The following is a 17,129-nucleotide window of genomic DNA, read 5'->3' on the forward strand; positions in this document are numbered from 1 at the left end:
AGGTTACCCCCGGGATGTTGACTGGCAATCCAATTCGTCGTTGATCGCTGCGATATCGCCCTCGGGGGGCGCTTCGGGCAGCCCCATGACGGGCATGAGCGCGCGCAGCGCGTCGTGATGCCGCCGCAGGCCGTATTCGAGATCGGAAAGGTGAAACCCCTCGAATGCCGCGGATGCCATCGATTCGTCCGACCAGACCGACAGTTGCTGATCCTCGGCCGAGGTTGCCCGGTCGATGCGGAACGCCAGGTACCGGGCGGCGCGCGCCTCGCGGGTTTCGCCCGGGTTGCGGTACAGTCTGCCGGTCACGCGGGTGCTGCGCGGGCCAAGCGGCAGGTCCTGGTAGAACTGCACCGACTCTGGCGTGAAGGCGAAGACCGTGTTGGGAAACAGGCCATAGTAGGTCCAGGCGCGGCGCAGGTGGCTGGGCAGGTCGGGACGGTCGGGGGCGTGACGCAGATACTGCCGCACCGACCAGCTGCGGCCCGGCGAATCGCCAAACCATCCGACCGAGACCGACAGCCCCGCATTCATGAAATGATCGCGGTAGGTGCGACCGTAGAGTTCCTGCAACGCAGGATGCGCAAGGGCGACATGGTAGCCCTCGTTGTCGACGTCGCGCACGGATTTCCAGTTCACCGGCAGTTCGGTCGACCATCCCGGCGTCTGCACCGGCAGCACGTCGCGCAGCCGGTAGGCGGCGAAGTCGGTCTCGAAGGGGGCAAGCAGGGTCGCGATCGCCGGCTGCGGACCCGGGGCAAAGCGCAGGAAGATGAAGCCGTGGAAGATCTCCATCTCGACCGGCTTCAACCCGAACTGATCGCGGTCCATTCCGCCGAAGGTCGAGGGCCGCGCGGCACCCCGCAGGCTGCCGTCAAGGTTGTAGACCCAGCCGTGGAAGGGGCAGACCATCGCCCCCTTGCAGTGGCCCCGTTCGCCGTCCACCACTCGCGCGCCGCGATGCCGGCAGAGATTGTGGAAGGCACGCACCACGCCGTCCTGCCCGCGCATGACCACCGCGCGTTCGCCGAGAAGATCGAAGGCCAGCCAGTCGCCGGGTGCCGGGATGTCGCATTCATGGCCCGCCACCTGCCAATGCGTCAGGAAAAGCCGTTCGCGTTCCAGCGCGAAGAGGCCCGGCGAATGATAGGTCCAGGCGGGCAGTCCCTGCCTGTCCCAATCGGATGGCACGTTCAGCGACGGGATCGGGAAATCGGTCATGGCGACACCTCCATCTCGGATTTAACCCACTGATGAAAATGATGTATCTCATACTCTTCGGGCATCAGGCGGGCGCGGGAAAAGGCGGGATGCGCCATCCCCCGCTGGTTCAACTCGGCAGCGGCGCCGTCTTGCGCCAGCACGATCTTGGCAAAGGCCGCGACCTCTGCGGCATCGAAACCGGGCTGGGCCAGCGTTTCGGGTGCGAAATACCACTCGGCCACCAGCCTCGTGCGGTCCGGCGACAGCGGCAGCAACCGGACTGACCGCACATAGTCGACATGGGCCACGACATAGGCGGTGGGCCACAGCGTCACGAAGGTATGCCCCGCGCGCCGTTCGGCTTCGGTCAGCCCGGGAAAGGCCGGGCCGCAGGGCGCCCCCGACAGCGTCCAGCTGTCGGCGCCGGGGTTCAGGCTGGGGGGCGCGGGCGCGTCAGGCGTCCAGTCGGGCGCCTCTGTCGGCCCCATGATACCCTGACCGTAGACCGGGACCCGCGCGCAAAGCTCGGGGTGGATGCCGGGACAGTGCAGGCACTCGGAATAGTTTTCCCAGAACGTCTTCCAGTTGCAGGCCAGGTCGGCCTCGTGGCGGTGGCCGGTGACAAGGCCGTCCATCGGCCAGTTGTCCAGCGTCGCCAATGGCACGTCGGATTTCATGTCCGGCGGCGTCGCAGCGGCCGACAGGAACACGAACCCCGCCCAGACCTGGTGCCGCAGCGGAAACAGCCCGTGGTCATCACGCTGGAAGTCGCGGGTGGGCCGGGCATGGGCCGTGGACACCAGCCGTCCGTCCCGCGCCGCAAAGGCCCAGGCGTGATAGGGGCAGCGGATCAGGTTGCCCAGCGGCTCGACCTCGGCGCGGCACAACTCGGAACCGCGATGGCGGCAGGTGTTGTGGAAGGCCGAGACCGTGCCGTCCGCGGTGCGGCACAGGATGGCCTCGGCCGCGCCGACGCGAACCCGGCGCATCGTACCGGGCGCGAGGTCGGCAAGTCTGCCGACCATCACCCACTGGCGGGCAAACAGCGTCGCCATCTCGCGATCGAACCAGCCCTGATCCATGTAGGCCGCGCGTGGCAGGCCCTCGGGGCAATGGTCGAGGCGCGGCGAGAGCGGATGGCGGACGGGCTCCATCAGAACCTCCCGGGAGGGGTGGCGCGGCGGCGGTCGGGCGCAAAGAACGGCCGGTCGACCACCCGTGCGCGCATCATCATCTTGGCATAGTGCAGTTCGCGCAGGGCATAGATCTCGGCCCACAGATCGGTGCAGCCCATGTGCCGCCGCTCGACCTGGGCCAGGGCAATGCTCTTCTTCAGCGTGGGAGACCAGCATCCACCGGTGATCACCCCCACCTCGTGCCGTTTCGCACGATAGAGGATCGCGCCCTCCGCGCCGATGTTGCCCTCGATCTCCAGCCCGACGAAGGCCCATTTCGACAGCTTGGCGTCGCGGGCCCGGGCCAGCGCGCGGCGTCCGGTGAAATGTCCCTTGTCCCAGTCGATCAGCCAGCCAAGGCCCATCTCGTCAGGCGTGCGAAGGCGGTCCTCGCGGACGCACTGATGCGCGGGCGTGAAATCGAGGTTGGTGATGATGAAACCGGCCTCCAGCCGCGCGATGTTCAGCGCGTCGGACCCGATCGGGCGCAGGCCATGGGGTGCGCCCGCATCGAACAGATGATCCCACAGCGGCAGGGCCAGGTACGGGGCGGCCCACAGTTCATAGCCCAGATCGCCGGTAAAGCCGGTGCGCGAGATCATCAGGTCTGCCCCCGCGAAGGGGAACGTGGCCATGCGGAACGGGCGCAGCCCCGACACGTCGAAACCGGCGGCCAGCAGCACCGCAGCCGATGTCGGCCCCTGCAGGGACAGCGCGGCGACATCCTCGGTTTCCTCGGCCACCGTCACGTCGAAGCCCTGCGCGCTGTCCAGCAGCCACGGCAGGTGGCGTTCCTGGCAGCACAGGCGCCAGCGGTCCGGCGCCAGACGGAACAGCGTGCCATCGTCGATCAGGTGCCCGGCATCGTCGCACCAGACGGTATAGTGAACCCCGCCGACCGACAGCTTGCCGACGTTCCGGACGGTCAGGCGGTTCAGGAAGGCGACCGAACCGGGCCCTTCGATGCGGTACTTCACCATCGGGCACAGGTCATAGACAGTGGCGGCATTGCGGATCGCGGAATGTTCCATCGCCAGATCTTCGTAGGTCAGTACGCTGGCATAACCCGCCCACGGCCCCCAGGCGTGCATCCGGTTCGCCGCCGCCGTTCGCGGATGGAACGGCGTCTGCAGCAGCGGAGTCTCGAAGTGGCGCAGGTCGGTCATCGTCCGGCCCTTTCGATCGCCTCGGCCGCGTTCCAGCCCGCGGTTCCGGAAATGCCACCCCCCGGATGGCAGCCCGCATGCGCCATCCACAGCCCGGCGATGGGCGCGGCGTATTGCGCGATGCCGGGCAGAGGGCGCAGGAACAGCATCTGTTCGGCGGACAGTTCGCCGCCGTGCCAGTTGCCGCCCGGCAGGCCCAGTTGCGCCTCGATGTCCCAGGGCATGAGCAGCCGGGCATGGGCGACCATGGCGCCGATGCCGGGCGCATGGTCCTCGAGCACGCGCAGGCAGGCGGCCAGCATCTCTGCCCGCGCCGCGTCGCGGTCGGCCGGGGCATGGGGCGCGAACTGCACCACCGCCGACAGGACATGTCGATCTTCGGGGGCAAGGCCGGGGTCTATGGCGCCGGGGATCACGACCTCCATCACCGGGGTTTCGGGGATCTCTCCGTATTTCCCGGGGTTGAACGCGCGTTCGACATGGTGCTCGCTCGGCGCGATGATCAGGCGGCTGCGCAGATCGGCACCCCGGAAGTCCGGCAGGCCGGTCAATGCCAGATGCAGCTTGGCCGCGCCGCCCCGTGACCTGATGTGACCCAGCCGGGTGCAGAGACCCGCATCCAGATGTTGCGGCCCGACCAGCGAAAGCAGCGTGGTCCTCGGTGCGATTGCCGATACGATCAGGCCGGCACGAATCTCCTCGCCCGTGGTCAGCACCGCACCCGCTGCGGCATCACCCTCGACCAGCACCCGCCCAACGGGGGCATCGCAGCGGATGGTCACACCTGCCGCCGTCGCGGCCCTCGCCATCGCGGCGGTAATCGCTCCCATGCCCCCGGCGGGCATCCCGATGGCGCCCTGCATGCCGGCGACCCCGCCCGCCAGACGATCCAGCCATGGCAGCACCGAATTCGGCGACCTTGGCCCCAGCCAGGTTCCCAGCGTGGCGTCGAAGGCCAGCGCACCCTTCAGCAGCGGGTCGGACAGTTCGTCGTTCAGCAGATCGTGGACATTCGTCAGGAAGATGCGCCCGAGTTCGCGGAACGCATCCGCCCCCATCATTCGCGCGCGCAGTCCGACCATCGCAAGTTTCGCGATCGGATTTCCGACGCCGCGCGCGATCCGGGGCGGGGCGATCTCGCGTAGCGGCGCAAGCACCTTCGCGAACTCCATCATGCGGCCGCGCAATGCCGCCCAGGCTGCGCGATCCTCGGCCGCAACCTCGCCCACCAGCGTCGCGGCGGCGGCGCCCTCCAGCCGCAGATGCGCGCCCGTTGCGGACAGGGCCGTGGTGGCGATGCAGGGATCAGCCCAGCGAAGCCCCTGCGCCCCAAGGTCCATCGTGCCCGTGATGCGGGGATCGAGATTGTACGACAGATGCGCCAGGGGCATCGCGGGCCACCCGTCGGCAACCGCCGCCGCAGCAGCGCCGCCGCCAGGTGCCGACGATGCCTCAAGCACCAGAACGCGCCGCCCTGCCCGCGACAGGCGATATGCGCAGGCCAGCCCGTTGGGGCCCGCACCGACGACGATGGCATCAAAGGACGGCATAGGCATCCCGCATGTCCTTTGCCGGAACCTTCATGTCGCGCAGGATCTCCGCGGCCGCATTCCGCCCCGGCGCACCCATCACACCGCCGCCCGGATGGGTGGACGAACCGCAGAGCCACAGGTCGCGGACGGGCGTGCGGTAGTCGGCATAGCCCGGCACGGGGCGGTTGAAGAACAGCTGGTCGAACGTCAGTTCGCCCTGGAAGATGTTGCCCTCGGTCAGCCCGACCTCGGCTTCCAGTTCGCGGGGCGTGCGCACCTCGACGTGCAGGATTCGGTTGCGGAACCCGGGCGAATACGCCTCGATCTGGTCGATGCAGGTCTTTCCGAATGCGTCACGGTCGGCATCCGTCCAGTCGTGCCCCTCGATCTTCGGCGGGGCGTATTGCACGAAGCACGACATGAAATGCTTGCCCGGCGGGGTCATCGTGGGGTCGATCATCGTCGGGATCATCACGTCCTGGAACGGATCGCGCGAGAACCGGCCCGCCTTCCAGTCGTCATAGGCCCGTTCCATCCCCTCGATGCTGTCGGTGAAATGCAGGTCGCCCTTGAGGTTCGGCGCACCTTCGGGCAGCGCCGGGAACTGCGGCGCGGAATCGAGCGCGATGTTCAGCTTGCCCGAGGATCCGCGCGTCTTGAAACCCCGCACGCGCTTCAGGAACGGTGCGGGCAGTTCGGCTGCGTCGACGTGGTGCAGGAAGGTGCGCCGCACGTCCATGTTCGAGATCACCCGCCGCGCGGCGATCTCGTCGCCATTGGCAAGCACCACACCCGTCGCCCGCCCGCCCGACACCCGCACCCTGTCGACGCCCGTGCCCGCGCGGATCTCGCCGCCTGCCGCCCGAAGCGAGGCGGCAAGCGCCTGCGTGATCGCCCCCATGCCGCCCCGGGCATAGCCCCAGGCGCCGACATTGCCGTCGACATCCCCCATGGCATGATGCAGCAGCACATAGGCGGTGCCCGGCGACATCGGCCCCAATGCGGTGCCGATGATCGAGCCTACGGCCTGATAGGCCTTGACTACCGGGTTCTCGAAGTACTCGTCCAGGAAGTCGGAGATCGACATGCTCCAGAACCGGATCATGTCGTAGATCGCGGCCTCGGACATGCCTGACATGTGGCGGCCCAGCCAGACGAACTCGGCGATGTCGCGGGGGCGGAAGCGTGCCGGATCGGGCGGGCGGCGCATCAGAAGCGGCCGGATGAATCGGCAGTACCGCAGGATGTCGCGGGCATAGCGGTCATAGGCTTCGGCATCGCGCCGCGAATGCCGCGCCATCTCGCGCCGGTTGGCGTCGTGGTCGCGGAACATCCCCAGATAGCCGCCGCCACGGGTGAACATCGCCCCGCCCTCATAGGGAAGAACCTGCAGGCCATGGCGTGGCAGGTCCAGATCGCGCATGATCTCGGGGCGGAACAGGCTGTTGACGTAGGAGCAGTTGGAGTAGGTGAAGCCGGGGAAAAGCTCGCGGCTGACGGCCGCGCCGCCGATCCAGTCGTTCTTTTCCACCACGCAGACCTTCAGCCCCGCGCGTGCCAGATAGCAGGCCGCCACAAGCCCGTTGTGTCCCGCCCCAACGATGACCGCGTCAAAGGTCACTCGGCTGCCTCGGGATACTCCAGCGTCAGGTCAACCGCCGCTTCGACCGCCCGCAGCGTGTCGGTCAGGCAGGTTTCGTCCAGCCCGTGCGCCTCGCACATGAACCACGGCTCACGCGAGTCGGGTTCCACGATGATGCCCAGATCGTGCAGGAAATAGGCCATCCGGTCATAGAACGAATAGTCCGACATCTTCCACGCGCGGTAGTTGTCCGGCGGGGTCTCGGCAAAGAACAGGCCGAACATCGACGCGTGGCCGGTGTAGGAATGCACGATCCCCCGCGCGTTCAGGATGTTCGAGATCCCGGCCTTCAGACGCTCGCCATAGGCGGCAAGGGTGTCCAGTGCCGGGGTCTCGTCAAGGATGCGCAGGCATTCCTCGGCAGCGGCCAGCGAAACGGAATGCGCCGTGTAGGTGCCGCCGTGCGACGCGCCGCCATAGCGGAAGGTGCGCATCACATCCTCGCGCCCGGCGATCACCGCGATCGGGTATCCGTTGGCGACGGCCTTGGCGAATGTGGTGATGTCGGGGCGCACCCCCATGAGGCCCTGCACGCCGCCCCGGCCCACGCGGAACCCGGTCTTCACCTCGTCGATGATCAGAAGGACGCCGTATTCGTCGCAGAGCTTGCGGGCCAGGTGAACATACTCGTCGCGCGCCGTGATCCCGCAGCAGTTGCCCTGGATCGGTTCGATCAGCATCGCCGCAAGCGCGTCGCCGTGCCGGCGGAATGTGTCTTCCAGTCGCTGGAGATCGTTCATCGGCACCAGATGGGCCAGCTTCCTTACGGTGGGCGGAATGCCCTTGCCGTAGGGCACGACGTCGGGATCGGCGTTCGATCCCTCCTGCCAGCCCTCGACATCGGCCTGCCACATCGCCGCATCGAACAGGCCATGATAGCCACCCTCGACCAGCAGATAGCTTTCCCGCCCCGTGTAGGCGCGCGCCAGCCGCAGGGCCGCCATCACCGCTTCGGTGCCCGAGTTGGAGAAGCGCACCAGTTCGGCGGCCGGAACCATCCTGGCGATGCGGTCAGCGACGATCAGCTCGCGCTCGGTGGACAGCGCGAAGACCCCGCCCACCTCCATCCCGCGCCGCGCGGCCGCATCCACGCGGTCGTCCGCATAGCCCAGGATCGCGGGTCCATAACCCAGCCGGTAGTCGACATAGCAGTTCCCGTCGATGTCCCAGGTTCGCCCGCCCTTGCCGTGGTGCACATAGACCGTTCGGTCATCGCCCCAGTAGCGGAAGGTCGAGGCCACGCCCAGCGGCAGGCGCTTCAGCGCACTGCGGAACTGGGCGTTCGACCGGCTCAGGTCACGACGGGGAAGCGGGATCATGGACTGGCTCTTGGGTGGCTGCGTCCCGCTCTGGATTGCATTATTCTGACTGTCCTGTCAATCAGAACGAACCCCTTTCCCTTCGCAACGATTGCGCTATGCAGTCGAAGTCAGGTTCGAGGTCATCATGCAAGCACCCCACGACCCGCCAAAGACCGATCCTCCGCCCCCCCGGAAGCTGCCGCGCGACGCGCGGCGCGTTCAGCTGATCGAGGCGACGATCGAGACCATGGCGAGGCTGGGATACGCCCGCACCACGCTGACAGAGGTGGCACGGTCGGCGGGCCTTTCGCATGGCCTCGTGAACTTCCATTTCCAGAGCAAGGACAAGCTCTTGCTCGAAACCCTCCTCTACCTGTCAGAGGAGTATCGCCAGAACTGGTCCGATGCCCTGGCCGCAGCCGGACCAACGGCGCCGGAACGCCTGTACGCCGTGCTGATGGCCGATTTCAACCCGCGCCTCTGCACGCCCTCTCGCCTGTCCGCCTGGTGTTCGTTCTGGGGTGAGGCGCAGGCGCGCCCCTTCTATCAGGAGCAATGCGGATCGAACGATGCGGAATACAATGCGGTGCTCGAAGGCCTGTGCGGCCGCATGAACAGCGAGCATGGATATCGCGCCGATCCCGCGCGCACGGCGCGCATCCTGCGCATCACCTCGGAAGGCATGTGGCTGGACATGATGACCATGAGCACGCCCTATGACATGGCCGAGGCCACCGCGACCCTGATGTGCGCGGCAGGGGCGTTCTTTCCCCGCCACTTCGATGCATCCGGCCTGATCGGCACGCGCTGAGCGCGCTTGCGCGGGTGGCTGGAAACGGGCAGGCTGGATGCGCGATTTGCGCAGGGGGAATTTGATGCAGGTGGATGATTTTCTGGGCGGCAACGCAGTGTATCTTGCGATTGCGGCCTTCCTGATCGTCGCGATCTTTCTGGGTGTCAGGATCGTGCCGCAAAGCGAGAAGCACGTTGTCGAACGCTTCGGGCGGTTGCGCGCCGTGCTGGGGCCGGGGATCAATTTCGTGATCCCGTTCCTCGACAGCGTCGCACACAAGATCACCATCCTCGAGCGCCAGCTTCCCAACGCCAGCCAGGACGCGATCACCGCCGACAACGTGCTGGTAAAGGTGGAGACCAGCGTGTTCTACCGCATCACCGAGCCGGAAAAGACGGTCTACCGGATCCGCGATGTCGATGCCGCGATCGCTACCACCGTCGCCGGGATCGTGCGGTCCGAGATCGGCAAGCTGGAGCTTGACCAGGTCCAGTCGAACCGGGCCCAGCTGATCGAGCGGGTGCGCGAGCAGGTGCGCATGATGGTCGATGACTGGGGGGTCGAGGTGACCCGCGCCGAGATCCTTGATGTCAATCTGGATGAGGCGACGCGCGCCGCGATGCTGCAGCAGCTGAATGCGGAACGCGCCCGCCGCGCGCAGGTGATGGAGGCCGAGGGCAAGAAGCGGTCGGTCGAACTGGCGGCTGACGCCGACCTCTACGCCGCCGAGCAGGAGGCCAAGGCACGCCGCGTCCTTGCCGATGCCGAGGCCTATGCGACCGGCGTGATCGCCGTGGCGATCAAGGAGAACGGGCTTGAGGCCGCGCAGTATCAGGTCGCGCTCAAGCAGGTCGAGGCGCTGACGGCCGTGGGGCAGGGCGCGGGCAAGCAGATGGTGATCGTACCGGCGGCGGCGCTCGATGCCTTTGCAAACGCGTTCGGAATGCTGAAGGGAAAACCGTGATGCTCTGGCAGGTCTGGTGGGTCTGGGTCGCGGGCGGCCTGGTGATCGGCGCGATCGAGATCCTGATCCCCGGATACATCTTCCTCGGCTTCGCCATCGGGGCGGTCGCAACGGGAATCCTGATCGGCATCGGTCTGCTGGGCGGCAGCTTTGCCGTGCTGCTGGCCGTGTTCGCCTTGCTGTCCGTCCTGGCCTGGCTGGGCCTGCGTCAGGCGATGGGCCGACGCGACGGGCAGGTGAAGATCTGGACGCGGGACATCAACGACAATCCGTGATGTCCGGCCGCAGCCCGGCCCGCAGGGCCCGTCAGAGACCTGCGAGCTCGGCCGTGATCGCCCGCGCCACCGCCGCCGGGTCATCTGCCGCCCAGACCGGACGGCCCACCACGACATGATCGGCCCCCGCCCGGATCGCCGCGCCCGGTGTTGCGATGCGCTTCTGGTCTCCCGCGTCGCTGCCGGCGGGGCGCACGCCCGGGGTAACGATCAGCCGGCCTGCGGCCTGGGGCAGGGCGCGGATCGCCGCAGCCTCGTGCGGGCTGGCGATCACGCCATCTGCCCCGGCCTCGAATGCCCGCGCGGCACGTTCCAGCACGATCTCGGCCATGTCTCCCGCACGGATCATGTTTGCGTCCAGATCGGCCCGGTCCAGCGAGGTCAGCACCGTCACCGCCAGGATGCGCATGTCGCCCTTGGCCTGTGCCGCCGCCCGCACCACCTGAGGGTCGCCCTGCACGGTCAGGAAGTCCGGCCCGTGCGCCGCGATGCCGCGCACCGCCGCCTCGATCGTGGCGCCGATGTCGAACAGCTTCAGGTCAAGGAACACGCGCTTGCCGCGTTCGTGCTTCAACTCGTTGGCCAGGGCCAGCCCGCCGCCCGTCAGCATTCCCAGCCCGACCTTGTAGAAGGTCACCGCATCGCCAAGCCGGTCTGCAAGGGCAAGCCCGGCCAGGACGTTCGGCACGTCAAGGGCCACGATGAGGCGGTCGTCGGGCATGGCGCGCTCCTGCAATTTACGCGCTGATGGGCAGGGCAGCGGCGCTTGTCAAGGTTGACAGCCCGCAGGGCGGGCGCGACGCTGCGCGCCAGCAGGCCGGAGGAACAATGCAGATCACCATCACGCTGGACCGCCCCGACGAAGGGCCGCGATCAGGCCCCGCGACCGTCGGCTGGTTCCTGACCGACCCGAAGGGCAGCATCCTGTTCGATGCGCCCGAACGTCTTTCCTTCCGCCAGACGAACCGGTCCCACGCGAAATCCGCCGCGCGCTGCCCGGCGGTGATCCAGATGGAAAGCCGCTATTTCGTCGTCAAGTGCCCCTACGACCTGCATATCGGCTTCAACCGCGATGAAAAGGGCAAGCCGGTCCTGATCAACCGGGCAGGCGTGGCAAGCCCGGTGCGCGGATCGAAGCTCGGCCAGATCCTGACCCTCGTCAGCGAGACCGAGTGGCGCTATCCCGACCGACCCACGGTCCAGCTTTCGCTGCCCTACTGCTTCATCGCCGACGAGCCGATCTACATGACGCAGCTTGGCACCTTCGCGCACTACCGCCGCGATCCCCTGCCGGGCACGATCTTTGGCGGGCGCTTTCCCGTGCACGTCTGGCCGCGGCCGCTGATGTGGGCCTTCGAATGGCACGAACCGAACAAGGACATCGTGCTGAAGCGCGGCGAGCCGCTGTTCTATGCACAGTTCGAGGCCGAGGGACCTGATCGCGCGATCCAGATGGTCGAGGCCGAGCGAACCCCCGCCCTGCTTGAATATGTGGAAAAGCTTTCGGGCGTCGTGAACTATGTGAACCAGACCTTCGGCCTGTTCAAGGCGGCCGAGGCGGTGCGGCCGCCAAGGCTTCTGCAGCCCAAGGAATAGCGCGGTCCGGTCTCTCCGGAATCTTTCGCCGCACCCTGCGTTGCATTCTTGCATCAACGCCGCCGCCGCCCCACATCCGGGTCAAGGCCGGGCAGGGCGTGCCATGACGGGCGCATCGCCGCGGCGCTTGTGAAAGAGGAGAAACCGATGAACCTTGAAAAGTTCACGGAACGGTCGCGTGGCTTTCTTCAGGCTGCCCAAACCATCGCGATGCGCGAGAGCCACCAGCGGCTTGCACCCGAGCACCTTCTGAAAGCCCTGATGGACGACGATCAGGGGCTTGCCGCCAACCTGATCCGCCGCGCCGGTGGTGAGCCTGCCCGCGTGGCCGAGGCCGTCAACGCCGCCATGGCCCGTTTGCCGAAGGTCAGCGGTGACGCCCAGCCCTTCATGGACCCGGGCCTTGTGCGCGTGCTGGACGAGGCCGAGAAGGTTGCGAAGAAGGCCGGAGATTCCTTTGTCCCCGTGGAGCGCATCCTGATGGCGCTGGCCATGGTGGCCTCCAAGGCGAAAGAGGCGCTCGATGCCGGCGCGGTGACCGCGCAGAAGCTGAACGCCGCCATCAACGACATCCGCAAGGGCCGCACCGCCGACAGTGCCAGTGCCGAAGAGGGCTATGACGCGCTGAAGAAATATGCGCGCGACCTGACCGAGGCCGCGCGTGCGGGCAAGATCGACCCGATCATCGGCCGCGACGAGGAAATCCGCCGCGCGATGCAGGTGCTCAGCCGCCGCACCAAGAACAACCCGGTGCTGATCGGCGAACCCGGCGTCGGGAAAACCGCGATCGCCGAAGGGCTGGCGCTGCGTATCGTCGATGGCGACGTTCCGGAATCGCTGCGCAACAAGCGGCTGATGGCGCTCGACATGGGGGCGCTGATCGCGGGTGCGAAGTATCGCGGCGAATTCGAGGAGCGGCTGAAGGCCATCCTGAAGGAAATCGAGTCGGCCGCAGGCGAGGTGATCCTGTTCATCGACGAGATGCATACCCTGGTCGGTGCGGGAAAGTCGGAAGGCGCGATGGACGCCGCGAACCTGATCAAGCCGGCCCTGGCGCGGGGCGAGCTGCACTGCGTCGGCGCCACCACGCTGGATGAATACCGCAAGTATGTGGAAAAGGATGCCGCCCTTGCGCGCCGCTTCCAGCCGGTCTTCGTGAGCGAACCGACGGTCGAGGACACCGTCTCGATCCTGCGGGGGATCAAGGAAAAGTATGAACTGCACCACGGCGTGCGGATCAGTGACTCGGCCCTGGTTGCCGCCGCGACGCTCAGCCACCGCTACATCACCGACCGTTTCCTGCCCGACAAGGCCATCGACCTTGTGGACGAGGCGGCAAGCCGGCTGCGGATGGAAGTGGACTCGAAGCCCGAGGAACTGGACCAGCTGGACCGCCAGATCTTGCAGTTGCAGATCGAGGCCGAGGCGCTGAAGAAGGAAGACGACGCCGCATCGAAGGACCGGCTGGAAAGGCTGCAGCGGGAACTGGGCGACCTGTCGCAACGATCGGCCGAGATGACCGCCAAGTGGCAGGCCGAGCGCGACGCGCTCGAGAAATCGCGCGAGATCAAGGAACAGCTGGACCGCGCGCGCGCCGAGCTTGACCAGGTCAAGCGCGAGGGCAACCTGGGCCGGGCGGGCGAGCTTTCCTATGGCATCATCCCGGGACTGGAGAAGGCGCTTGCCGAGGCCGAGGCGCGCGAGGGCGATGCACTGGTGTCCGAGGCGGTGCGCCCCGAGCAGATCGCCGAGGTCGTGGAGCGCTGGACCGGCATCCCGACCACCAAGATGCTGGAGGGCGAGCGCGACAAGCTGCTGCGGATGGAAGAGGAGCTTGGCAAGCGGGTGATCGGCCAGCACCAGGCGGTGACGGCCGTGGCCAATGCCGTGCGCCGCGCCCGGGCGGGCCTGAACGACGAGAACCGCCCGCTGGGGTCGTTCCTGTTCCTCGGCCCCACCGGCGTGGGCAAGACCGAGTTGACCAAGGCGGTGGCCGAGTACCTGTTCGACGACGATCAGGCCATGGTCCGTATCGACATGTCCGAGTTCATGGAGAAGCACGCGGTCGCGCGGCTGATCGGGGCACCTCCGGGCTATGTCGGCTATGAGGAAGGCGGTGTGCTGACCGAGGCGGTGCGCCGCCGCCCCTATCAGGTGGTGCTGTTCGACGAGGTCGAGAAGGCGCATCCCGACGTGTTCAACATCCTGCTGCAGGTGCTGGACGACGGGGTGCTGACCGACGGGCACGGGCGGACGGTCGACTTCAAGCAGACGCTGATCGTGCTGACCAGCAATCTCGGGGCCTATGCGCTGAGCCAGCTGGCCGACGGGGCGGACCCGGCCCCGGCGCGGGCGGCGGTGATGGAGGCGGTGCGCGGGCATTTCCGGCCCGAGTTCCTGAACCGTCTGGACGAGACCGTGATCTTTGACCGGCTGGGCCGCGCCGACATGGCGGGGATCGTGGAGATCCAGTTGCGGCGGCTGGAGAAGCGGCTGGCGGGGCGGCAGATCGTGCTGGATCTTGACGCGGGGGCGAAGGCCTGGCTGGCCGACGAGGGGTATGACCCGGTGTTCGGGGCGCGGCCGCTGAAGCGGGTGATCCAGCGCCACCTCCAGGACCCGCTGGCCGAGATGATCCTGGCCGGGGACGTGACGGACGGGGCGGTGCTGCATGTGACCGCGGGACCCGAGGGCCTGATCATCGGCGACCGGGTCTCGGCCAGCCGCCGGGAACGTCCGGCGCAGGCCGTGGTTCACTGAACGCTGCCCGGGCCTGCCGGGCGGGGGGAAACCCCCGCCCGTCCGCATCCGCAGGGGCGTCCCACGATGGGACGCTTTTAAGGATGAGGTATTTCAATGGGTTAGGTGGGCCGTGTTAAGGGTTTGTTAGGAACTGGGGGGCGCTGTGCGCGGCTGCCGTCACAGGGCCAGCGGACGAACTGCGGGCTGTCCATCGACCGGCGCGCCCCCCTCGATGCGATGGCACGCCCCTCAGCCCTCTGGCTGAAGCCACTTCTCGACCAGGCGGAACACGTCGTCCACCAGCCCCGGCGACTTGGCCATCGGGCCGGTCATGCGGATGATCCAGCCGTTGGCGGTGCGTTCGCGTGTCAGGGTCATGCCCTGGCGAAGGGTCAGGGAGTGGCGCGGGCGGCGCTGGCCGGGGAGGCTGGAGGACGAGGGTTCGGAGCCTTCGGTCAGGATGGCGTTCAGGACCGGGCGCAACGCTTCCCATTGCATCGCGAGCGAGGCGGACGGGCCGTTGACGGCGGCCAGCGTGGTGGCGATGGCTTCCCGCCCGTCGATGCGCAGCGCGGTTGCGAGGCGGTCCATCTGTGACACGCTGAGCCGTTCGGGCGTGCGGAAGTCATAATAGAGCGCATCGACGACCGCGTGGAACCCGCGGAGGCGGGCACGTTGCTGTCGCGTGGCCGAAGGGTAGAGCACGGCAATCGCGGCGGACGCATCGGGGTAGTGCCCGAAATGCACGAGATGTTCGAGGAAGCGGCCCTTTTCCCAGGGTGTGACCGGCGCGCGCACCTCGTTCTCGGCCAGCATGGCAGCCATTGCGGCGGGCAGGTCCTCGGGGTTGCAGGTTACGGCGGGGATGGTCTCGCGACCGAGCGCGCGGAAGGCCATCAGGCGGCGGTATCCCGACACGAGGCCCCAGGGCAGGGTGTGGTGTTCGTCGGGCTCGATCCCGAATACCTCGACCGGGTGGCGCAGGCCGATCGTCTCGATCGAGCGGACCAGATCGGCCTGGGCCTCGGCATCGGGAATGGAACGGTCGCGCGGCAGGATGTCGGCAGCGATCTGGTCGACGGGGATTTCGAAGAATTTCATGGTGGTCTCCTTTCCCGGGCGATTATGCGGGATCGGAGGCGGGTGTTGCGCAAACGGCCGTTGCGGCGCGTGGTCGGTCAACCCCTGAGCGCGGGCAGGCCGATGCCGGTTGATTCGAAACCGCCGTCGGCGGCGATGACCTGGCCGGTGACATAGCTGGCGGCATCGGAGCAGAGGAAGCGGATGACCTGGGCGATCTCGTCCTCGGTGCCGTAGCGGTTGAGGGGGATCGCGTCGTGATAGGCGGCCACGATGGCGGGGGAATGGACGGCCATCGCCAGCTTGGTGCGGACCGGCCCCGGGCAGACGCAGTTGGCGCGGATGCCGAATTCGCCAAGCTCGGCCGCCTGCTGCCTGGTCAGGTGGATCACGGCGGCCTTGGAGGTGCCATAGGCGGTGCGCAGGGTCGAGGCGCGCAGGCCCGAGATCGAGCCGATGTTGACGATGGCGCCGCGCGTGGCCTTGAGCGCGGGCAGGCAGGCCTGCGAGACAAGGAAGGTGCCGTCGAGGTTCACCGCCATCACCCGGCGCCAGCGGGTGAAATCGTGGTCGGCAATCGGGCCGAAATCGGCAATGCCCGCGTTGTTCACCACTGCGTCGATCCGGCCCGTGGCCGCGAGGATGGTCTGGACCGCCCGGGCGACCGAGTCGGGATCGGCGATGTCGGCCGGCACCGGGACGCCGCCCGCGTCGGCGGCGGCGATGGCCAGTTCTTCGGCGTCGATGTCGACCATCGCGACCGTCCAGCCGTCACGCAGGAATCCCCGCGCGGTGGCAAGCCCGATGCCGCGCGCGGCGCCGGTGACGAGTGCAGTCCGTTCGGTCATGTGCCGGGATCCCCTGTGGATGGCGGTCGGACGCCAGTCTGACGTGCCGGGCGGCGGTGCGCAAAGCCATTGTGCCGGGCGGTGGCGGCGCGATCCTGCCCGATAGAATGAAACGGGCGGGGCCTGCGCCCCGCCCGCCGTCCGTAGCGGCCGAAGCCGCGGGGATCACATCTGCGGCAGGATCACGCTGTCGATCACGTGGATCACGCCGTTCGTCGCCTCGATGTCGGCGGCCGAGATCGCGGCGCCGTCGACCTTGGGGCCGCCGTCGAGGGTGATCGTCACCTCCTGGCCCTGCACCGTCGCGGCCTTCAGCCCCTCCGACAGGTCGGTCGACATCACCTTGGCCGGGATGACGTGATAGGTCAGCACGGCGACCAGCTTGTCCTTGTTCTCGGGCTTCAGCAGGTCTTCGACGGTGCCTGCGGGCAGCGCGGCAAAGGCCGCGTCGGTGGGCGCGAAGACGGTGAAGGGGCCCGGGCCCTTCAGCGTGTCCACAAGGCCGGCGGCCTGCACGGCGGCCACGAGGGTGGTGAAGCTGCCGGCGCCGACGGCGGTGTCGACGATGTCCTTGTCGGCGGCGAGCGCCGGCGAGGAGATCAGCGCGGTCGAGGCGGCAAGGGCGAGGAAGGTTCTGCGGATCATTGGTGTCACTCCCGTTTGATCTGCCAAGTTCTGTTTTGGCAGGGGGAGAACGCAGGGGGAGGCCGGATGGATGACCCTCAAATCTGCGATGGGCGGCCTTGCCGGGAACGGGCCGCCGCCTAAGCCGCCCCCGTCCGGCCTTTCAATGCAACTAGCTGTGACGCCGC

Annotated in this window: 15 protein-coding genes; 5 read left to right on the forward strand and 10 right to left on the reverse strand. The window is 67.6% G+C overall.

All coding sequences use genetic code 11. The annotated features are described in order from the left end of the window. Positions 1–3 precede the first annotated feature (3 nt). The 6 genes from KF887_02845 to KF887_02870 are packed head-to-tail and all read right to left on the reverse strand — an operon-like array spanning position 4 to position 8,037. Entirely contained in the window at positions 4–1,221 is a 1,218-nt protein-coding gene (locus KF887_02845; GenBank protein QYK42091.1) for an aromatic ring-hydroxylating dioxygenase subunit alpha, read from the reverse strand. After that, positions 1,218–2,357 (reverse strand): aromatic ring-hydroxylating dioxygenase subunit alpha, encoded by a 1,140-nt coding sequence (locus KF887_02850; GenBank protein QYK42092.1) that lies wholly within the window; start codon positions 2,355–2,357, stop codon positions 1,218–1,220. Before KF887_02850 ends, KF887_02845 begins: the two co-directional genes overlap by 4 nt. Further along, positions 2,357–3,544, reverse strand: coding sequence for an aminomethyltransferase family protein (locus tag KF887_02855; GenBank protein ID QYK42093.1), 1,188 nt, complete (start codon positions 3,542–3,544; stop codon positions 2,357–2,359). The genes KF887_02850 and KF887_02855 overlap by 1 nt, the downstream gene beginning before the upstream one ends. Further along, positions 3,541–5,100, reverse strand: a complete 1,560-nt coding sequence (locus KF887_02860) for an NAD(P)/FAD-dependent oxidoreductase (GenBank protein ID QYK42094.1) — start codon at positions 5,098–5,100, stop codon at positions 3,541–3,543. The genes KF887_02855 and KF887_02860 overlap by 4 nt, the downstream gene beginning before the upstream one ends. Then, entirely contained in the window at positions 5,081–6,697 is a 1,617-nt protein-coding gene (locus KF887_02865; protein ID QYK42095.1) for an NAD(P)/FAD-dependent oxidoreductase, read from the reverse strand. The genes KF887_02860 and KF887_02865 overlap by 20 nt, the downstream gene beginning before the upstream one ends. Next, a complete protein-coding gene (locus tag KF887_02870; GenBank protein ID QYK42096.1) occupies positions 6,694–8,037 on the reverse strand; it encodes an aminotransferase class III-fold pyridoxal phosphate-dependent enzyme in 1,344 nt (447 codons plus the stop codon). The genes KF887_02865 and KF887_02870 overlap by 4 nt, the downstream gene beginning before the upstream one ends. Positions 8,038–8,164: 127 nt before the next feature. Between KF887_02870 and KF887_02875 the strand changes: the two genes are divergently transcribed. From KF887_02875 to KF887_02885, 3 genes are all read left to right on the forward strand, one after another. Further along, entirely contained in the window at positions 8,165–8,830 is a 666-nt protein-coding gene (locus KF887_02875; protein QYK42097.1) for a TetR/AcrR family transcriptional regulator, read from the forward strand. 64 nt (positions 8,831–8,894) lie between these two features. Continuing rightward, positions 8,895–9,776, forward strand: coding sequence for an SPFH/Band 7/PHB domain protein (locus tag KF887_02880; GenBank protein QYK42098.1), 882 nt, complete (start codon positions 8,895–8,897; stop codon positions 9,774–9,776). Beyond that, positions 9,776–10,051 (forward strand): hypothetical protein, encoded by a 276-nt coding sequence (locus KF887_02885; GenBank protein ID QYK42099.1) that lies wholly within the window; start codon positions 9,776–9,778, stop codon positions 10,049–10,051. Before KF887_02880 ends, KF887_02885 begins: the two co-directional genes overlap by 1 nt. A gap of 31 nt (positions 10,052–10,082) precedes the next feature. On the opposite strand, the gene pyrF is transcribed toward KF887_02885, so the two are convergent. Further along, positions 10,083–10,772, reverse strand: a complete 690-nt coding sequence (pyrF, locus tag KF887_02890) for an orotidine-5'-phosphate decarboxylase (GenBank protein ID QYK42100.1) — start codon at positions 10,770–10,772, stop codon at positions 10,083–10,085. 107 nt (positions 10,773–10,879) lie between these two features. Here pyrF and KF887_02895 point away from each other — a divergent pair, with 107 nt between their 5' ends. After that, on the forward strand, positions 10,880–11,647 hold the full coding sequence (locus tag KF887_02895; protein ID QYK43409.1) for a hypothetical protein: 768 nt from the start codon (positions 10,880–10,882) through the stop codon (positions 11,645–11,647). 147 nt (positions 11,648–11,794) lie between these two features. Beyond that, on the forward strand, positions 11,795–14,407 hold the full coding sequence (clpB, locus tag KF887_02900) for an ATP-dependent chaperone ClpB (GenBank protein ID QYK42101.1): 2,613 nt from the start codon (positions 11,795–11,797) through the stop codon (positions 14,405–14,407). A 231-nt stretch (positions 14,408–14,638) separates the two neighbouring features. Here clpB and KF887_02905 read toward each other — a convergent pair whose 3' ends face one another. From KF887_02905 to KF887_02915, 3 genes are all read right to left on the reverse strand, one after another. Then, the gene (locus tag KF887_02905; protein ID QYK42102.1) at positions 14,639–15,490 is read right to left on the reverse strand and encodes a ParB N-terminal domain-containing protein; all 852 of its coding nucleotides are present in this window, start codon (positions 15,488–15,490) and stop codon (positions 14,639–14,641) included. Positions 15,491–15,567: 77 nt separating this feature from the next. Further along, positions 15,568–16,317, reverse strand: coding sequence for an SDR family oxidoreductase (locus KF887_02910; GenBank protein ID QYK42103.1), 750 nt, complete (start codon positions 16,315–16,317; stop codon positions 15,568–15,570). Positions 16,318–16,482: 165 nt separating this feature from the next. Further along, the gene (locus tag KF887_02915) at positions 16,483–16,962 is read right to left on the reverse strand and encodes a fasciclin domain-containing protein (GenBank protein ID QYK42104.1); all 480 of its coding nucleotides are present in this window, start codon (positions 16,960–16,962) and stop codon (positions 16,483–16,485) included. Between the last annotated feature and the right edge of the window lie 167 nt (positions 16,963–17,129).

The sequence above is a fragment of the Paracoccaceae bacterium genome (assembly GCA_019454225.1).
In the GTDB taxonomy this organism is placed as follows: domain Bacteria; phylum Pseudomonadota; class Alphaproteobacteria; order Rhodobacterales; family Rhodobacteraceae.